Origin of the sequence: Actinomycetospora sp. NBC_00405 (assembly GCF_036044095.1) — a bacterium.
GTDB lineage: Bacteria > Actinomycetota > Actinomycetes > Mycobacteriales > Pseudonocardiaceae > Actinomycetospora > Actinomycetospora callitridis.
This window is the reverse complement of the sequence record NZ_CP107938.1, coordinates 5,357,771-5,375,598: the sequence shown is the minus strand read 5'-3', so window position 1 is coordinate 5,375,598 and position 17,828 is coordinate 5,357,771. Positions and strand designations below refer to the sequence as shown.

At 75.9% G+C, this 17,828-nt stretch carries 17 protein-coding genes; 9 read left to right on the top strand and 8 right to left on the bottom strand.

What is annotated here, in order from left to right; all coding sequences use genetic code 11:
* Window positions 1-24 precede the first annotated feature (24 nt).
* On the top strand, window positions 25-375 hold the full coding sequence (locus OG774_RS26475) for a hypothetical protein (RefSeq protein WP_328305316.1): 351 nt from the start codon (window positions 25-27) through the stop codon (window positions 373-375).
* Here the strand turns inward: OG774_RS26475 and OG774_RS26470 are convergent, their stop codons facing one another.
* The 3 genes from OG774_RS26470 to OG774_RS26460 form a co-directional block, all read right to left on the bottom strand.
* A complete protein-coding gene (locus OG774_RS26470; RefSeq protein ID WP_328311162.1) occupies window positions 376-1,368 on the bottom strand; it encodes a potassium channel family protein in 993 nt (330 codons plus the stop codon).
* A gap of 147 nt (window positions 1,369-1,515) precedes the next feature.
* Window positions 1,516-3,114, bottom strand: coding sequence for an aldehyde dehydrogenase family protein (locus OG774_RS26465; protein WP_328305315.1), 1,599 nt, complete (start codon window positions 3,112-3,114; stop codon window positions 1,516-1,518).
* A 130-nt stretch (window positions 3,115-3,244) separates the two neighbouring features.
* Window positions 3,245-4,126, bottom strand: a complete 882-nt coding sequence (locus tag OG774_RS26460) for an SAM-dependent methyltransferase (protein ID WP_328305314.1) — start codon at window positions 4,124-4,126, stop codon at window positions 3,245-3,247.
* A 309-nt stretch (window positions 4,127-4,435) separates the two neighbouring features.
* Here OG774_RS26460 and OG774_RS26455 point away from each other — a divergent pair, with 309 nt between their 5' ends.
* Window positions 4,436-4,813, top strand: coding sequence for a hypothetical protein (locus OG774_RS26455; RefSeq protein WP_328305313.1), 378 nt, complete (start codon window positions 4,436-4,438; stop codon window positions 4,811-4,813).
* Between the two features lie 30 nt (window positions 4,814-4,843).
* Here the strand turns inward: OG774_RS26455 and OG774_RS26450 are convergent, their stop codons facing one another.
* Both OG774_RS26450 and OG774_RS26445 read right to left on the bottom strand, forming a co-directional pair.
* A complete protein-coding gene (locus OG774_RS26450; RefSeq protein ID WP_328305312.1) occupies window positions 4,844-5,701 on the bottom strand; it encodes an N-acetylmuramoyl-L-alanine amidase in 858 nt (285 codons plus the stop codon).
* Window positions 5,692-5,907, bottom strand: a complete 216-nt coding sequence (locus tag OG774_RS26445; protein WP_328305311.1) for a hypothetical protein — start codon at window positions 5,905-5,907, stop codon at window positions 5,692-5,694. Before OG774_RS26445 ends, OG774_RS26450 begins: the two co-directional genes overlap by 10 nt.
* Window positions 5,908-6,071: 164 nt before the next feature.
* On the opposite strand from OG774_RS26445, the gene OG774_RS26440 reads away from it, so the two are divergent.
* Window positions 6,072-6,335, top strand: coding sequence for a hypothetical protein (locus OG774_RS26440; protein ID WP_328305310.1), 264 nt, complete (start codon window positions 6,072-6,074; stop codon window positions 6,333-6,335).
* Between the two features lie 40 nt (window positions 6,336-6,375).
* Here OG774_RS26440 and OG774_RS26435 read toward each other — a convergent pair whose 3' ends face one another.
* Window positions 6,376-6,837, bottom strand: coding sequence for a hypothetical protein (locus OG774_RS26435; protein WP_328305309.1), 462 nt, complete (start codon window positions 6,835-6,837; stop codon window positions 6,376-6,378).
* 151 nt (window positions 6,838-6,988) lie between these two features.
* Between OG774_RS26435 and OG774_RS26430 the strand changes: the two genes are divergently transcribed.
* Window positions 6,989-8,014, top strand: coding sequence for a DUF4185 domain-containing protein (locus tag OG774_RS26430; RefSeq protein ID WP_328305308.1), 1,026 nt, complete (start codon window positions 6,989-6,991; stop codon window positions 8,012-8,014).
* Here OG774_RS26430 and OG774_RS26425 read toward each other — a convergent pair whose 3' ends face one another.
* Window positions 8,015-8,773 (bottom strand): class F sortase, encoded by a 759-nt coding sequence (locus tag OG774_RS26425; RefSeq protein WP_328305307.1) that lies wholly within the window; start codon window positions 8,771-8,773, stop codon window positions 8,015-8,017.
* Between the two features lie 190 nt (window positions 8,774-8,963).
* Window positions 8,964-9,434 (bottom strand): hypothetical protein, encoded by a 471-nt coding sequence (locus OG774_RS26420; protein ID WP_328305306.1) that lies wholly within the window; start codon window positions 9,432-9,434, stop codon window positions 8,964-8,966.
* Between the two features lie 181 nt (window positions 9,435-9,615).
* On the opposite strand from OG774_RS26420, the gene OG774_RS26415 reads away from it, so the two are divergent.
* The 5 genes from OG774_RS26415 to OG774_RS26395 all read left to right on the top strand — a co-directional run bounded on the left by OG774_RS26415 (window position 9,616) and on the right by OG774_RS26395 (window position 17,759).
* Window positions 9,616-10,746, top strand: a complete 1,131-nt coding sequence (locus OG774_RS26415; protein WP_328305305.1) for a DUF5685 family protein — start codon at window positions 9,616-9,618, stop codon at window positions 10,744-10,746.
* A gap of 190 nt (window positions 10,747-10,936) precedes the next feature.
* Window positions 10,937-12,847 (top strand): Stk1 family PASTA domain-containing Ser/Thr kinase, encoded by a 1,911-nt coding sequence (gene pknB / locus OG774_RS26410; protein ID WP_328305304.1) that lies wholly within the window; start codon window positions 10,937-10,939, stop codon window positions 12,845-12,847.
* A 123-nt stretch (window positions 12,848-12,970) separates the two neighbouring features.
* Complete coding sequence (locus tag OG774_RS26405) at window positions 12,971-13,273, top strand: hypothetical protein (protein WP_328305303.1); 303 nt, start codon at window positions 12,971-12,973, stop codon at window positions 13,271-13,273.
* Between the two features lie 191 nt (window positions 13,274-13,464).
* Window positions 13,465-16,131, top strand: coding sequence for an FHA domain-containing protein (locus tag OG774_RS26400; protein ID WP_328305302.1), 2,667 nt, complete (start codon window positions 13,465-13,467; stop codon window positions 16,129-16,131).
* Complete coding sequence (locus OG774_RS26395) at window positions 16,128-17,759, top strand: serine/threonine-protein kinase (protein WP_328305301.1); 1,632 nt, start codon at window positions 16,128-16,130, stop codon at window positions 17,757-17,759. The genes OG774_RS26400 and OG774_RS26395 overlap by 4 nt, the downstream gene beginning before the upstream one ends.
* Window positions 17,760-17,828 lie beyond the last annotated feature (69 nt).

Genomic DNA, 17,828 nt, shown 5'->3' with positions numbered 1-17,828 from the left:
CGCCGACGGGAGGAGGCTCCAGCGATGACCGTTCCCGACCCCGGCCACCCCGACGCCCGGCCCGGAGGCCGGCGACCGAGCAGCGGCATGGACCCCATGCCGTCCTCGGTGCCCCCACCCCCGCTGGGCGACCGGCCGGACACCGACACCCCCCGCAGGCCCACGCCCGGCGACCCGGCCCCGGACGGGCGGCTCGAGCTCGTCGCGGTCGGCCGCGACGACCGTCGCCGCCACGTCGTCGACGTCGAGTCCGGCGAGCTCGGCGACCCGACGGGGCTGCGCGCGCGGTGCGGCGCCGCCGTCGAGCAGGTCGTGCCGGGGCTGCGGGCGGAGCAGGCGGACTGTCCCGGCTGCCTGCTCCCGGTGCACCGCTAGTCAGTCGTCGGGCCCCGCCCGCCGCACGCACAGCAGGCGGTCGCCGCGCTCCAGCGCGTCGACCTCCGGGGCGTCGATGGCGTGCACGGTGCCGTCGCGCACGACGCCCAGCACGATGTCGCGCAGGTGGCGCGGCGAGCCGCCGACCTCGTTCTCGGTGACCGCCCGCTCGCCCAGGCTCAGGCCCGCCTCGGGCGAGATCAGGTCCTCGACGACCGACACGACGGCCGGCGTCGTGGTGGCCATCCCGAGCAGCCGGCCCGCGGTCTCGGCGGACACGACCACCGAGTCGGCGCCGGACTGGCGCAGCAGGTGCACGTTCTCGGCCTCGCGCACGGCCGCCGTGATCGTGATCTTCGGCGCCATCTCGCGGGCGGTCAGGGTGACCATGACGGCGGTGTCGTCGCGGTTCGTGGCGACGACCAGGGCCGTGGCGTGCGGCAGCCCCGCCGTGCGCAGCACCGACGACTGGGTCGCGTCGCCGCGCACCGTCACCAGCCCGAGCGCGGACGCCGCGTCGAGCCGTCCGCGGTCGGTGTCGACGACGACGATGTGGTCGACGTCGTGCCCGTCCCCGCGCAGCGTGGTGACCGCGGCCTGGCCCTTCGTCCCGTAGCCCACGACCACGACGTGGTTGCGCACGCGGGACCTCCAGCGGTTGATGCGGAACGCCTGACGGGACCGCTCGGTGAGCAGCTCGACCGTGGTGCCGACCAGGACGATGAGGAACAGCAGCCGCAGGGGCGTGATGACGAGGATCGTCCACAGCCGCGCGGACTCGGTCACCGGCACCACGTCGCCGTAGCCGGTGGTCGAGAGCGAGACCGTCGCATAGTAGAAGGCGTCGATCAGGCCGATGCCGTCGTCGTTGTTGTTGTCGACGTAGCCGTCGCGCTGAAAGTAGACGATCAGCGCGGCGGCCGTCAGCGCACCGAGGGCCAGGAACAGGCGCCGCAGCAGCGCGACGATCGGCCCGACCCCGGTCTCGGGCATCTGCACCGACGCGCCGCCCTCGATGCGCGCCGGTGAGGCGTCCCGCGACACGCGGCCTCGCAGGACCATCTCCCGGCCCCTCCCGCGGCTCGTCGGTCACGACGGCGGGCCGCCAGGGGCGCGCGCCACGGCGAGGTTACCGGGGCACTAGGTGGGCGGGGTGCGCTGGTAGCCCGGGAAGTTGCCGAAGATGTTCTCCCCGGGCGGGCCCTCGGTGACGGCGTGGACGAGGTACTCGCCGCCCACGAACGCGCCCTTCCACGACTCGCCGCGCCCGCCGAACGCCTCGTCCTTGTCGCCGCGCGAACGCAGCTTGTTGATCCCGACCTTGAACGCCTGGACCTGCTCGGCGAGCCGCTCCGCCTTCTCGGTGTCGTCGCTCGCGATGCTCGCCACGAGCGCGCCGTTGGACGCGTTCATCTGCGCGAGCAGCTCGGCCTCGGTGTCGACGACGATGATCGAGTCGACGGGCCCGAACGGCTCCTCGTGCATCAGCCGCGACGCCCCCGGAGGGGCGAGCATCGAGACCGGGGCGTGGTACGCGGAGGTGTCCTGACCGGGCAGGAAGCGCCCGCCCGCCTTGTCGCCGCGGAAGAGCGGCACGGCCCCGTGGCGCAGGGCCTCCGCGACGCTCTCGTCGAGCTCGGCGGCCTTCGCCGCGGAGATCAGCGGGCCGAAGTCGAGGGCGGGCAGGTCGTCGACCCCGTCGCCGCCCTCCTCGACCGCGAGCGGGTGCCCGAAGCGGACGCCCTCGAGCACCGGCAGGTACGTCCCGAGGAACTGGTCGACGAGCTTGCGCTGCACGACGAAGCGCGGGTAGGCGGTGCACCGCTGCTTGGCGTACTCGAAGCCCTTCTTGAGGATCCCCGAGAACGTCTCCCAGTCGGAGAACTCCCAGACGCCCCAGGTGTTGAGGCCCTCCTGCTCGAGCATGTGCCGCTTGCCGGTGTCGGCGAGCTGCGCGGCGACCCGGCCGCCGTTGGACCGCCCGCCGACGAACGCGAGCGCCCCGATCTCGGGCGAGCGGATCAGCGCGTCCGAGAGCTCCGAGCCGTCGCCGGCCAGCAGCGTCACGGGCAGCCCCTCGCGGGCCATGAGCGCGTGGGCGACGGTCAGCGTCATCCAGCCGCCCTGGGTGGGCGTCTTCGCGACGACGCCGTTGCCCGCCAGCAGCTGCACCAGCTCGGCGTGCACCTGCACGCTCATCGGGTAGTTCCAGCTCGCGATGTTCGAGACCGGTCCCTCGAGCGGTGCGCGCTTCGCCGGCGCCCCCTCGACGTCGCGGGAGAGCATCCCCTCGATCTCGTCGACGTACCAGCGCACGCCCGAGATGCACCGGTCGACGTCGGCGCACGCCATCGCCCACGGCTTGCCGATCTCCCAGGACAGCAGCAGCGCGAGGTCGTCGCGGGCGCTCTCCATCGCGTCGAGGGAGGCCGACACGCGGCGCCGGCGCTCGTCGAGGTCGACGTCGCCCCACGAGCGGTGTGTCGCGGCCGCGCGCTGCACCGCGTCCGAGGCGGTCGCCGCATCGACCTTGAGCATCGTGCCCAGCGACGAGCCGTCGACGGGGCTCGTCTGCTCGCTCGGCGTCCCGACCGCCTTCCACTCGCCGTCGATGAGGTTCGCGGGCCCGTCGTCGGCGAAGGCCTCGCCGACGAGATCGCGCACCCGGCCCGTGACGGCCGACCAGCTGACGCTGTCGGGGACGTGGAGCCGGACGGTGCCGTCGGCTGCGTCGCTCATGATCGTGGTCTCCCGGTCGCTCGGGGTCGGGACCCGACGACCATAGGCACCCCGGGCGCCCCACGGGAACCGTTCGGCGGACGAGTCGTGCCCTGCCCGTGGCCGGACGATCACCCCGAGTGATCCGCAGTCAGCGGGTCGCGGTGACGAAGTCCGCCCGCCCGTTGAGCCGCCGGGTCAAGGGATCGAACGTGCGGCCCCAGCCCGCCGCGACGTCCGTGGCGTTGACACGCTGGACCGTCCAGCCGCGCGCCGCGAGCTGCTCCCCCCGGTCGGGGCGGTCGTCGCTGTGGAGCAGCTCCGACATGTCGACGCCGATCCCGTCGGCCACCCGCCGGAAGGCCGGGTCCTGCAGCTGCCTCGCGATGTCGGTGAAGTCCTCGAGTGCGATCCGCGAGCCCGGGGCGGAGCGCTCGTCGACGGCCCCGAGCAGGGCCTCCTGCGCCTCCGCGGGCAGGTACGGGAGCAGGCCCTCGGCGAGCCAGACGGTGGGCGCGGACGGGTCGAAGCCGGCGCCGTCGAGGGCGCCGGTCCAGTCGTCGCGCAGGTCGACCGCGACGGTGCGCCGGTCGCACCGCGGCCGGCCGCCGCCGGGCGCCTCGCCCAGCACCTCGTCCTTGAACGCCAGCACCGCGGGCTGGTCGACCTCGAAGAGCGTGGTGCCCGGCGCCCACTCCAGGCGCTGGGCCCGCGCGTCGAGCCCGGCGGCGAGGATGACCGCCTGGCGGACCCCGTCCCGGCCCGCGGCGTCGAAGAACTCGTCGAAGAAGCGGGTCCGCACGCCCATGTAGCCCGACATCATCTGCCAGAGCTCGTCCTCGGAGTCGCTGCGCGGTGTGACGGGACGCGTGGGCAACGGCGTCGGGGGTTCCGCGGCCGCGACGAAGCGCTCGGCGTAGGGATCGGAGATCAGCCCGTCCCCACGGTGGGTGTCGACCGAGCGCCCGGCCGCCACGACGAGGGCCGTCAGGCCGACGCTCGACACGATGTCCCACTGCTCGTACCGGTTCACGAGACGGCCTCCCGCATAGATGTTAGTTCGCCTAACAATCTATCTGTGATCGCTTGTATGCAACGGGGCGTGACGGGGCGAACACTGAATGTCACGCTGTGCGTCGGCGCAGGAGACGTATCGCCGAGCGGTCCCCCCGCACGGGTGAATAGTTGAAAGCTTGAATCAGGAGTTGGGCACTCTCCCGTCACCACTCGTGACAGCGGCTCCACGCCGGCGCCTCCCGTCCCCCGACGGTGGCGCCGGACGCGGGCGCCGGACCGGGACGGCATGGACCCCCTCGTGCCGGAACGCGGAGGAGAGAGACCGATGGAGAACGAGGCCCGGTGTCCCGCACGCCTGGACCCCGCCGAGCCCACCGTCGAGCCGACCGTCGAGCCGACCGTCGAGCCGACCGCCGAGCCGACCGGTGGCCGTCCCGACGCCGACCCCGCGAAGGCCGCCCCGATCGGCCGGGTACCGCGGGTGGACTGGCTGACCGCGCAGGCGGAGCTCGACGAGTGCGACGGATACATCGTGCTCGCCGTGGATCCGCAGACCGGCGAGGTCGACGCGCACGGCCCGTACCCCGGGTTCGATGCCCTCGAGGTCGCGGAGTCGCTGCGCAGGACCCTCGACCACGAGGAGCTCGACGACGTCGTCGTGCGCGTCGTGCGGTGGCACCAGGAGTCGACGGGAGCGGCCTGAGATCTCAGCCGGAGATCTCGGCCTGGCCCCTCAGCCGCCCAGCGTCTGCAGGATGCCCGCGGCGATGCCGTCGGCGTAGCGCTGGCGACCTGCGGGATCGGTGAGCACGGCGGCCTCGCCGGGGTTGCGCATGTTCGCGCACTCGACCAGCGCGGCGGGCACGCGGGCGAGGTTGAGCCCCGCGAGGTCGGGGCGCGGGTCGAGCCCGCCCTCGCCCCGGTAGGTCGACGGCGCGAACCCCTGACCCTCGAGACCCTCGACCAGCGCGCGGGCGAGCTCGAGCGACGGCCCGCGCTGCGAGGGGGCGAGCGCGGGGTCCGCGACGGCGACGTGGAACCCGCGGTCCTCCGTGGCGGGCGCGGAGTCCGCGTGGATCGAGACCGTCAGCGCGGCCCGTGCCTCGTTCGCGGCCGCGGCCCGCTGATCGACGCAGGGGCCGACGCCGGCGTCGTCGGAGCGGGTGGAGCGCACGACCACCCCGCGCTCGGTCAGCACGCGCGTGACCCGCCGGGCGACGTCGAAGGCGAAGGCGTGCTCGGCGTAGCCGGCCGCGGTCCCTCTGCCCGACGTCCCTCGGCCCGACGTCGCGGTGCCGGTGGTGTTGCAGGGCTTCGTGCCGCCGCGGCCGTCGGGCACCTCGCGCGCGATCGTCCCCGCGGCCCGGGCGTTGCCGCCGTTGTGGCCCGGGTCGAGGACGACGACGGGCGCCCCCGGTGCCGCCCTGGCCCGCGCGTCCGGGCCGCCCGCCCGGGTCAGCGGGGGCGCGTCCGGGGCCCGACTCGGCGCGGTCGTGGGCGGGGTGGGGGTCGTGGGCGGGGTGGGGATCGTGCCGCACGCGGCGAGCAGGGCCAGCAGGAGGACCAGGACCGCGCGGCCGATCATCGCCATGCGCGCTCCGACGACCTGCGCGCCACCCACTGGGCGGGCGGGTCCTCCACGGGCGTCCCGATGCGGTCGACGCGCAGCGAGGGTCGACTCGGCGAGGTAGTCGTCGGTGACGCGTCGACGGGTCCCGCCGGGGCGTCGCGCAGGCCGGAGAACCGGTCCCAGAGCCGGCCGGCGCAGTTGGCGATGCGGACCGGACGGTCACTCACGCGGGCTCCCGGAGGGGTGATCGGGACGGTCGGGCGGCGCGGAGTCTCCCCGTTCGCCTCGGCGCCCGCCGAGTGACGCAGGTCACTTCACGATGAGAGCAACCTGAGCGCCAGCCACCCGTACGGCTCAGTGAACGTCCGGACCGTCGCTCTACGGTGAGCACGTGCCGGTCACCGACCGGACAGAACGGGCCCGGGCGAAGCGGGCCCTCCTGGGGGGGAACCACATGAAGACGATCGCGCTCGCTCTCGGCGGCCTCACCGCCGCATGGCTGGCCGCACCGACGGTCGTGATGACCGCCCGTGGCACCCTCGATCAGCGGGCCCGCGCCGGCTGGCGCGCCCTCGCGCCTGTGCCCGCGCCGCGGTCCCTGGCGACGATCCCGGCCCCGCGCCGCGGCGACCTGGACGACCGCGTCTCGGCCTGACCTGCGGTTCCGGCTCTGCCGGTCCGGCCGGCGACGTTCCTCAGGCCGCGACGACGGGCCGCGGCAGCGGCTCGAACAGCGAGCCCCCGAAGATCCCGCGGCCGGTGCCGACGCTGGCGAGCAGCGCGTCCTGGCAGCGCCGGGCGAGCCGGGCCACGGCCGCGCCGTCGTCCACCCCGCGGGCCCGGGCGATCTCGTCGAGCACGTGCTGCGGCCAGCCCGTGAGGTCCGCCCGACCGGCCTCGCAGGCCGCCACGACCTCGGCCCACCGCGCCGCGTCGACGTCGCCGCGACCCCGGTCGAGGAACATCGTGCCGAGGTGCTCGCTCACCGCGAGGACGTTGTGGGACGTCGTCGGGAAGCCTGCGCGCAGGAGGATCGCCTCCGCGAGGTCGGGCGAGAGCCGCGGCCCGGGCGTGACGCCGGGCCGGTGGCGCAGCGCCGCCACGACGGTGAACGCGAAGACGACGAGCAGCGCGACGGTGCCGACCACGGTGTCCACGACGAGGCCCTCTCTCGACCCGCTCCAGGTGGCGGGATGCCTCGGGAGTCGTCCGTCGAGACCTGATCGTTACGGGGCCGATGCGCCCGTTCCGCCGCCGTCCGTTCGGACGTGCTGCACCTGCCCGTGGGTGAGTCGGTATACAGCGGGCATGCGCACCCTCGAGGTCACGAAGCTGCGGGACCTGACCGGTCCGGGGCACACCGACGAGTACGGGATCGGCGGGACCGACCTCGGTGCGGCCGCCACCGCCCCCGACGGCCGGATCGTCGCCGTGTTCGGCGACACCTTCGAGAGCAAGGAGGCCGGCGGCCCGGGCTGGCGCTCGCCGGTGATCCTCTTCGGCGACCCGGACTCGGTGCGCTCCGGGCTGAGGTGGACGGGCGCGGCCGGGCCCTCGCGCGGCTACGCGGACCAGGTCGTCAGCTACCGGCACAACGCCCGGATCGGCGGCCGCTTCGGCGGGCTGATCGGCGGCACCAGGATCACGACCCAGCTCCCCACGGACCTGATCACCGTCGGGGGCACGATGTACCTCCACGTCATGGCCTGCGAGGGCCTCGGCAACGTGCACTGGACGGAAATCCACCGCTCCCGCGACAACGGCGTGAGCTGGGAGTCGACGGGCCTGTCCTGGCCGGGCGGACATCTCGGCGGGCACTTCCAGATGCTCACCTGGGAGCTCGGCCCCGACGGCTACGTCTACGCGCTGACGACGGGGTTCCAGCGGGACAAGGGCCTGCTGCTGCAGCGCGTCCCCGCCGACCACCTGCTCGACGCCGCCGCGTGGGAGGGCTGGGGGTTCGCGGGCGGCGGGTGGGCCTGGGGGAACGCGCCGACGCCCGTGCTGCCCGGGGCGTTCGGCGAGCTCTCGCTGCGCCGCGTCGGCGACACGTGGTGGCTCTGCGCGTTCGACGCCGGGAACTACCGCATCGACCTCATCCCGATGCCCGGTGGACCGACGACCGACCTCACCACCGCCGAGCGCCTCACGGTCGTCTCGGGCTGCGGGTGGGGCGAGGAGGATCACGGCTGCGGGCGCGTGGCCCAGCTCTACGGCGGCTACGTCCTGCCGGGGTCGACGCCCGAGGAGATGCACCTCGTCGTCAGCCAGTGGCACACGAACGAGAACTGGCCGTACCGGGCGATGCACTTCCGCGCCCGCATCGCCGTCTGATCACGACACCTCGCGCGCGAAGACCACGGTGTTGTCGCGGTACGAGCCGGCGCCGGAGTCGAAGCTGCCGCCGCAGGTGATCAGCCGCAGCTCCGGACCGGTCGTCGGGCCGTAGACGCGGTCGGTGGGGAAGGCGTCCTTCGGGTAGACGGCCACCTCGGTGACCTCGAACGTCACCGTCACGCCGTCGGCGCGCACCACCTCGGCGCGCTCGCCCGGCCGCAGGCGCCCCAGCTCGAAGAACACCGAGGGACCGGCCTCCGCCGAGTCCACGTGCCCGATGATCACCGACGGTCCCCGCCGGCCCGGGGTGACCGAGTAACGGAACCAGGCGGCGTGGTCGTAGCCGGGCGTGCCCTCGCCGGGCACCTCCATCGTGCGGTCCGGGTTCAGCCCGACCTGGTCGACCGGTGAGTCCACCCGGATCGCCGGGATCCGCAACGTGGCCGGGGGCGACGACGTCGCGATCGGCCCCGCCTCGGCAGCCCGGCCGGGCGGTGGCGGTGGGCCGGCGGCGGCCGCCGGGGTGGCGGACGGGGCGGGCGGCGCGCCGGTCTGGTCCGCGAGCGCGTACCCGAGCAGCGCGACGCCGAGCACCGCGAGCGCCACCGCGCCGGCGACGAGCGCCCGGCGGACGGGGTCGGGGCGGGCGGGGGCGGCGGGCTCGGGCTCCGCGGCGTCCGCGCACTCGGCGTCGGCGGCCTCGGCGTCCGCGTCCGCGGCGTCCGCGAGCTCGGCGTCGTCCTGCTCGGTGCTCACCGCCCGCCCCCCTGCCGCCCGACGACTGCTCGAACCCTGCCCGCGACCGCCGCGAGGGGCACGTTGCGCATGATCGACAGGTCTGCGCGCCTGCCGAACGTGCCCCTCGCGAGGACGGGGTGCCCCGGCAGGTGGCGACCCCGCCCGGCGTGCGGGGCCGCCGGGTCCTGCCTGAGTCCCGGTCCTCGTCTCAGTCCTCGCGACGGCGCCGGGCCGCGGTCGCGCCCAGCGCGCCGGCACCCGCCAGCGCGAGCGCGCCGACGCCGATCAGGCCGGCGTGCTCGACGTCCGAGGTCGAGCCGCCCCCGGTGGCGACACCACCGGACGGGGTCTGGCTGGCGCCGCCACCCGCACCCCCGGCGCCACCCTCGCTCCCGGAGCCGTCGGAGGCCGACCCGCCGGGCGCGCCGGTGCCCCCGGCACCGCCACCCCCGGGCTGCGTGCCCGCCTCGCCGCCGGCTCCGGGCTGGCCCGGCGCGCCGGCACCGGGCTGCCCCGGGGCCGGCTGACCAGCGGCGTTGCTCGGCTGTCCCTGGCCGGGCACCGGCGGCGGCGGTCCCTGCGGCTCCGGCGCCTGCGAGCAGCCCGTCAGGATGCCGAGTCCGATGGCGCCCGCCAGCGCCGGCGCTGCGAGCCGACGTGCCCTGTTGCTCGAGATCACGCGTTCTCCCCGATCGTCGTCTGCACACCCGCCCCGTCCGGGACGTGCGCGGTCCCCGCCACCGTTCCCTGGCGTCCCACCGGCGACACGCGTTCGGCGGTGAGCATTGCGACGAACGGCGCGCATCCGAGTGGCGAACGGCGGTCACGATCGACATCGTCGCTCGCACTACCGTTCCCGCGTGCTCGGCATCGTGCGGCCCTGCCGTCACCACCTACCCCCCGCGCTGCACCGTCGCTGGGCGGCCCACCTGTGCGGCACCTGCCTGGCCCTGCGCGACGGTCACGGTCAGCTCGCGCGGGCCGCGACCAACGTCGACGCGCTGCTCGTCTCCGTGCTCACCACGGCGCAGACCCCGGTCCCCGGATCTACCGATGACCGTCTCGCCGGCCCCTGCCCCGCCCGCGGGATGCGCACCGCCACCGTGGCCACCGGCGACGGCGCCCGGCTGGCGGCGAACGCCGCGCTGCTGCTGGCCGCCGGCCACGTCGCCGACCACGCCGACGACCGCCAGGGCGCCTTCCGGCACGCGCCGGTCGCGGCGGTGGGCCGCCGGCTGGCCGACCGCTGGAGCGACCGGGCGCGCGCCACCGCTCCGGCGGGCTTCGACCCGGCGACGCTGCTCGCGGTCCCGGCGCGCCAGCACGCGATCGAGCACGGCGGGACGGCGACGCTCGAGGAGGCCACGGCGCCGACCGCCGACGCCGTGTCGGCGGCGTTCGCGCACACGGCGGTCCTCGCCCGGCGGCCGGACAACGCGGCGCCGCTGGCCGTCACGGGCGCCGCCTTCGGTCGCCTCGCGCACCTCCTCGACGCGCTGGACGACCTCGAGGACGACCGCCGCGCCGGCCGCTGGAACCCCGTCGACGCGACCGGGGCCGGCGTCGAGGCCACCCGCGGGCTCGCCCGTACCCAGGTCGCGATCCTCGCCGCGACCCTGCCCACCGTCGAGCTCGCGGGCCCCGAGCTCGACGCGCGCCTCGCCCACCGCCTCCTGGTCCACGAGACCGAGCGGGCGTGGCAGCGCACGCACGCCCGAACGGAGCAGCCGCCCACCGACCAGCCCCCGCACCCTGGCGACGGGGCGGGGGGACGCCCGCCCCGTGGCGTCGTCGCGGGCTGCGTGGCGGCCGCCGGGCTCTGCTGCACCGGCCAGCTCTGCTGCGCCGACGAGTTCCCGGGGCCGTGGAGCGGCCGGCCGCGCAGCAACCCCTGCGCGAACTGCTGCGACTGCACCGAGTGCAGCTGCGACTGCTGTGACTGCTGCGGCTCCGACGGCTGCTGTTGCGACGGTTGCGCCTGCGGCGACTGAGGGCACAGGACCCGACGAACGGGCGAACTCGCGCGCCGAAGGGGCGACCCGCCGTTCCCCACCCGGTCCCGACCCGTTGGACCCGACCGGGTGATGCTGGCGCGGATCGCGGCGGCCCGCCGTCGCGACCCCGTCGTCGCGGCGGGGCCACGAGGCCAGCAGCGGGTGACAGAGCGGAGGCACGGAGCGCATGTCGCAGGCGACGGTGGTGGCCGGCCGCTACCAGCTCGGCCCGACCCTGGGCCGCGGTGGGATGGCCGACGTGCACTCGGGCCTCGACGTGCGCCTGGGGCGCGAGGTCGCGATCAAGGTGCTGCGCTCCGACCTCGCGCGCGACCCCTCGTTCCGGCTGCGGTTCGAGCGCGAGGCGCAGAACGTGGCCGGGCTCAACCACCCCGGGATCGTCGCGGTCTACGACACCGGCGAGGTGCCCGGCGAGCAGGTCGGACTGCCGTACATCGTCATGGAGTACGTCAGCGGGTCGACGCTGCGCGATCTGCTGCGCGCCCACGGTCCGATGCCGCCCGAGCACGCCTGCGCGGTGATGGCGGACGTGTGCGCGGCGCTGGGCTACAGCCACGAGCACGGCGTCGTCCACCGCGACGTCAAGCCGGCGAACATCATGATCACGCCGGGCGACGTCGTGAAGGTGATGGACTTCGGCATCGCCCGGGCCCTCACCGAGACCGGGCCGGGCCTCACCGGCGACATGGTCATCGGCACCGCCCAGTACCTCTCCCCCGAGCAGGGGCTCGGGCAGGACGTGGACGCCCGCGCCGACGTGTACGCCGCGGGCTGCGTGCTCTTCGAGCTGCTGACCGGCGAGCCGCCCTTCAGCGCCGACAGCCCGGTGGCGATCGTCTACCAGCACGTCCGCGAGGACCCGCCGATGCTGGCGACGCTCGCGCCGCCCGGCGTGGTGATCGACCCCTCGCTCGAGGCGGTCGTCCGGCAGGCGATGGCCAAGAACCCGGACAACCGCTACGCCACCGCCGCCGAGATGCGCACCGACCTGCTGCGCGTGCTGGCCGGCGAGCGCCCGGACGCGCCCGCCGTCCTCGCCGAGTACGACCGCGTCACCGGCCCCGAGGACCCCACCGACCCCGGGCGTCGGGGTGCGGCCGTCGAGACCACCGGCGAGATGAGCCTGACGCAGGAGGTCACGCGCGGGAGCCGGCGGCGCGGCGCCGTCGAGCTCGACCACGGACCCCGCACCGGCGCCCATGCGGCGGCGCGGACCAGCGGCTCGCGGTGGCGGCTCGGGGCGGCGGTGATCGGCCTCGTGGCGCTGCTCGTGCTCGGCGTCGTCTGGGTCGCGAGCCCGTCGGACAGCGAGGTGCCGCGCCTGGTGGGCCTCTCGCGCGACGAGGCCGTCCGCGCGCTCGCCGACGCCGGGCTCTCCCCGATCGTCGTACCGACGGCGTCGCCGCCCGAGCAGGTCGACCGGGTGATCGGCGCGTCCCCGGACGTCGGGGTGCGCGTCGACGAGGAGTCGGCCGTGACGCTGCGGATCGGGCGCGGGCCCGGGCTGGTCCAGGTCCCACTGCTCGTCGGTCGCAGCCCCGAGGCCGCCCGCGTCGCCGCCGAGGCCGCGGGCCTCGTGCTCACCCCGGTGCCGCGCCAGCGCGAGACGTCCGACCCCACGGAGATCGGCCAGGTCGTCGGCCAGGACCCGGTGCCCGGCTCGCTGCGCCCCGCCGGGGGCGCGATCGAGCTCATCGTGGGCCAGCGACGGGCCACCCTGCAGGTCCCCGACCTCGCGGGGCGCTCCCGCGACTCGGCGGAGTCCACGCTCGAGGGCATCGGTCTCGAGGTCTCGTTCCGCGAGGTCGACGGCGGCGCGGCGGGCACGGTGGCGGGGACGGTCGTCGGGATGCGACCGAGCGCCGGCACGGCGGTGCCGCGGGGCAGCACGGTCACCGTCGACGTCGCGCGGGGCTCGGGCTCGGCGCCGACCTCCGCGGCGCCGTCCGGGGACACGGGCAGCGGTTCGGAAGGCTCGGAGACCGGCGACTCGGGCGGGGCCACGGAGGGCGGCGACGGCACCGGGGACGGCTCGAGCGGGTCCGAGGGCGACGACGGGTTCTTCGACCTGTTCTGAGCGGCTGCCTGCGGCGGTGTACTCCGTCCGTGATCCACCGGACGGCGCATCAAGGACAGCCGTGTGGCGCTCGATGACAAGGGTGACAGTACGTCGGCCGTTCACCCAGGGACGTGATCCACGATGTTCCGCCGCTCCTCGAGCACCGCCACCTCCAGCTCCTCCCTCGCCGGGTCCCACCGTCGCCGCGCCGTCCGGCGGGCCCGTCAGCGCGAGGTCGTCGACGACGCCGCCCTGCGCGCGCGCCTGGACCGGATGAACCGCCGGCTCGCCGAGGTCAGCTCCGTGCAGGTCACTGCGCGTGCCCAGGGGATCGACAACGACACCGCCCGCCGCGACCCGCTGACGCGCCCGTTCTCGGCCCCCGTCGACGGTCCGGTGCCGCCGCGCCGGGTCGACACCGCGGAGATGGCGCGGCCCGCCTGAGAGGCGCCCGGACCGACTCGTCCCGCGTTCATCACACCGAGTGATACTGCGGCGCGATTATCGCGAACCCCCTGGCAGCCACTCCGCCTGCGAACACACACTGTCACCGTCTCGGCCACACCACTGCGCCGGGAAGGTGACAGTGGCGTGTGAGGGGCCGGGTCTCGGGCCGGCCCGCGAGGAGGTCGGCCGTGCACCCCGTGGAACCCGTGCCCCGGCCTGCGGGGGGACGGCGACCCGCCCGCGGCCGGCCGCTCACGGCTCCGCAGCTCGAACTCACGCACGGTGACCGCCGGCTCGTGGTCCCGCCGGGCCGGCCGGTCACGATCGGCCGCGACGAGGCGGCCGGGTTCCAGGTGGTGCACCCGCTCGTCTCCCGCATCCACGTCGAGCTGCGGCCGCTGCCGACGGGGTGGGAGCTGATCGACCACAGCCGCAACGGGGTGTTCGTCGCCGGGGAGCGCCTCCAGCAGCTGCGGCTCTCGCCCGGGGCGACGCCGCGGCTCACGCTCGCGCTCGGGCACGGCGGGCCCGAGGTGCAGGTCGCGCTCCGGGCGGTCGGCGCCGACCCCGGCGCCCCGCCGGTGCCGATGGCCGCACCCCTCGTCCCGCCCGCGGCCCGCCCCGCCGGGCCCGACTCCCGTCCGGTCCCCGCCCCGCCCGGCTCCCCGCCCCGCCCCCGGCACGACCCGCTCGCCGGCCCGTCCCCCGACGACGTCGGTGCCGGCGGGCCGAGCCGCCAGGGGCGCCTCTCCGCGGTGCACCGGCTGCCGCCGGCCGCTCCGTCCGGAGTCCCGGCCGCTGCTGCCGACCCCGAGCCGGCGCCCACCGCGCGCATCTCGACCGCCACCCCGGCAGCCACCCCCGGGGGCCCCGCCACGCGCATCCGGATCGGGCGCGAGACCGACAACGACGTCGTCGTCGGCGACCTCCTGGTCTCGCGCCACCACGCCGAGCTGCGCTCCGACGGCGCCGGCGGCTGGGAGCTGATCGACCTCGGCAGCCCCAACGGCACCTACGTCGACGGCCGGCGCATCCACCGCGTGCCGCTGCGCCCCGGCATGCTCGTGGGCATCGGGCACGCGCTGTTCCACCTCGACGGCGCCGAGGGCGGGGTGCTCGTCGAGCGCGAGGACGCCGGCGCGATCGCGTTCCGCGCCGAGGACCTGGTGGTCCGCACCTCGAAGGGCCGGACGCTGCTCGACCGGGTCGGGTTCGCGCTCGAGGAGAAGAGCCTGCTCGCCGTCGTCGGCCCGTCCGGGGCCGGGAAGTCGACGCTGCTGCGCGCGCTCACCGGGTTCCGGCCCGCCGACGAGGGCACCGTCACCTACGCCGACCGCGACCTCTACGCCGACTACGACGAGCTGCGCCAGCGCATCGGGCTCGTGCCGCAGGACGACATCCTGCACCCGCAGCTGACGGTGCGACGCGCGCTGGCCTACGCCGCCCGCCTGCGCTTCCCGTCGGACACCACGGAGGCCGAGCGCGACCACCGCATCGACGAGGTGATCGGCGAGCTCGGGCTCACCGGCCAGGCCGAGCAGCGCATCGACTCGCTCTCCGGGGGCCAGCGCAAGCGCACCTCGGTCGCCCTCGAGCTGCTCACCCGTCCCTCGCTGCTGTTCCTCGACGAACCCACGTCCGGCCTCGATCCGGGGCTGGACAAGTCCGTCATGCGCACCCTGCGCGGACTGGCCGACGACGGCCGCACCGTCGTCGTCGTCACCCACAACGTCGCCAACCTCGACGTGTGCGACCGCCTGCTGCTCCTCGCCCCCGGCGGGACCGTCGCCTACTTCGGCCCGCCCCAGGAGGCCCTCGCCTACTTCGGCGTCCCGGACGTCGCCGACCTCTTCCTGCTCCTCGAGCGGGAGTCCGGCGCCGATTGGGGCGAGCGGTTCCGCCGCTCGGCCGTGGCCGAGCGCTACATCGGCACGCCGCCGCCGACGCGGGCGCCCGGCCCGTACGGCGCCCCCACCCCGGCTCCCACGACGGCCGCGCCGCCGCGGCAGCAGTCGACGTTCGCGCAGTTCGGCGTCCTCGCCCGGCGCTACCTGGCGGTGATCGGCGCCGACCGCCAGTACACGATCTTCATGGTGGCCCTGCCGCTGCTGCTGGCGGCGCTGTCGCACGCCCTGCCCGTCGACACCGGCCTGTCGCTGGCCGAGCAGCTGCGCGGCGTCCCGGGCGCGCCGCAGAGCCTGCTCATGGTGTTCGTCGTCGGCGCCGCCCTGATGGGGTCGGCGGCCTCGATCCGGGAGCTGGTCAAGGAGCGCGAGATCTACCGCCGCGAGCGCGCGATCGGGCTCTCGCGCGGCGCCTACCTGCTCTCCAAGGTCGTCGTGCTCGGGGTGATCACCGGACTGCAGGGCCTGGTGCTCGGGGTGCTCGGCACGCTGGGCCGGCCGGGTCCCGACGAGGCCGTCGTCCTCGGCGACCCGCGCGTGGAGATCCTCGTCGCGATCGCTGCCACGACGATCGCCAGCATGGCCGTCGGGCTCGCCGTGTCGGCGTGGATCGACAACGCCGACCGCGGCATGCCGCTGCTGGTGCTGCTCGCGATGCTGCAGTTCATCCTGTCCAGCGCGCTGCTCCAGATCCAGGACAGCCCGGTCCTCGCCCAGCTGTCGTGGCTCGTGCCCGCCCGCTGGGGCTGCGCGCTCGGCGCCTCGACCATCGGCGTGCGCAGCGGCCCGGGCGTCCCGCCGCCCTACACCGCGGCCGAGCCCCTGTGGGACCACGACGCCGCCACGTGGCTGTTCGACCTCGGCGCCCTCGCCGGCGTCACGGTGCTGTTCGTCGTCGTCACCGCGCTGCTGCTGCGCCGTCTCGACCCACGCGCCCGGAGGGTCGGATGAGCATCACCCTGCCGCCGCGGCAGCCTGCCACCGACGTCGAGTGCTTCGGCCCGTACCGGCTCGAGGAGCGCCTCGGCGCCGGGGGCACGGGGGAGGTGTTCCGCGCCTACGACACGGTCCGCGAGCGCACCGTCGCCCTCAAGCGCCTGCGCCCCGACCTCTCCGACGACGAGGGGTACGCCGAGCACGTCCGCCGGGCCACCCGCGTGGCCGCCCGGCTCGCGTCGCCGCACGTGATCCCGATCCACGACGTCGGCACGATCGACGGCGCGCTGTTCGTCGACATGGCGCTGGTGGGGGGCGTCGACCTCGCCCGGGAGATCGCCGAGCACGGCCCGCTCGGGACGGCGCGCGCCGCGGCCGTCGTGCGCCGGGTGGCGGACGCGCTGGACGACGCGCACGCCGACGGACTCGTGCACGGCGCCGTGACGGCGTCGAACGTCCTGCTCTCGCACCACTACGGGCGCGACGTCGTCCACCTCGCCGACTTCGGCGTCGCCGGGCCCGGCGGCACCCGCGCCGACGACGTCCACGCGCTCGGCTGTCTGCTCGTCGAGGCCCTCACCGGGTGCCCGGCCTTCCCCGACGACGACCCGTGGGCCACGGCGGGGCGCCGGTACGACGAGCCGCCGCGGGTCACCGGCCGGCGTCGGGGGCTCCCGGCCGACGTGGACGCGGTGATCGCCCGCGCGCTGGCCCCGTCGCCCGCGGACCGGTACGCCTCGGCCGGCGAGCTCGCCGACGCCGCGCACACCGCGCTGACAAGCTCCCGGACCGCGGGCGACCGCCTCGACCCCGGTCGCGGGATCACCGGCCCCGCCACCGCACCCCCGACCGGCGGGCGGCGGTCGGGCGGTGGGCAGACGGGCGGCACGCCGGCCGCGCGCTACGTCCCGGCACCGGTGGGACCGGCGGCGTGGCCCCTCACCTCGGTGCCTGCCCCGCGAGGGGCCGCCTCGCCGGCGCGGGCGCCGGAGCAAGCGGGTCCGCCGACGGGCCCTGCCGCCCCCGCACCTCTCCCCGCGGCACCGCGCCGGTCCCGCCGGCCGTGGTGGGTCGCGCTCGGCGCCGTGCTGCTGGTGCTCGTCGCCGTGCTCGTCGCGGTGATCGCGTCGTGGGCCCTGCTCGCGGGCAGCGACACGGCCCCGGCCCCCGCGCCGCCCGTCGAGGCCCCGGTGACGAGCCGGCTCGCCGCCGCGTTCCCGGACGTCGCGGCCGCACCATCCGGACCGGGCGGCCGCTGCACGTCCTACCCCGCCGGCGACGGCGAGTACGTGACGTCCACCGGCGCGCGGGCCCTGTCGGTGATCCGCTGTGACTACGGCGCGGCCGTGCCGGGCGGGTACGTCTACTACACGGAGTGGCCGACCGCGGCCGACGCCGGCCGGTGGCAGGCGGACCAGGCGAGCCGGGGCTCGGCGCTCGACGGCGTCACGCAGTGGCACGACGGTGCCGGTGCGCCGCAGGGCCCGGTGCACACCCACGCCTCGCCCGACGGCACCGTCTACGCCACCGCCGCGTACGCCGAACGGCCCTACAGCTTCGACGTCGTCACCCGATCGCTGGAGGAAACGCACCGCATGCTCCCGGCGATGCGCCTCCTGCCCGCTGCGCAGGTCCCGGCCTGACGACTCCCCCGTCCGGGCGCGGAGCCGGCGTCGAACGACGGCGGGTCTCACGTCGAGTAAGGGAACTCT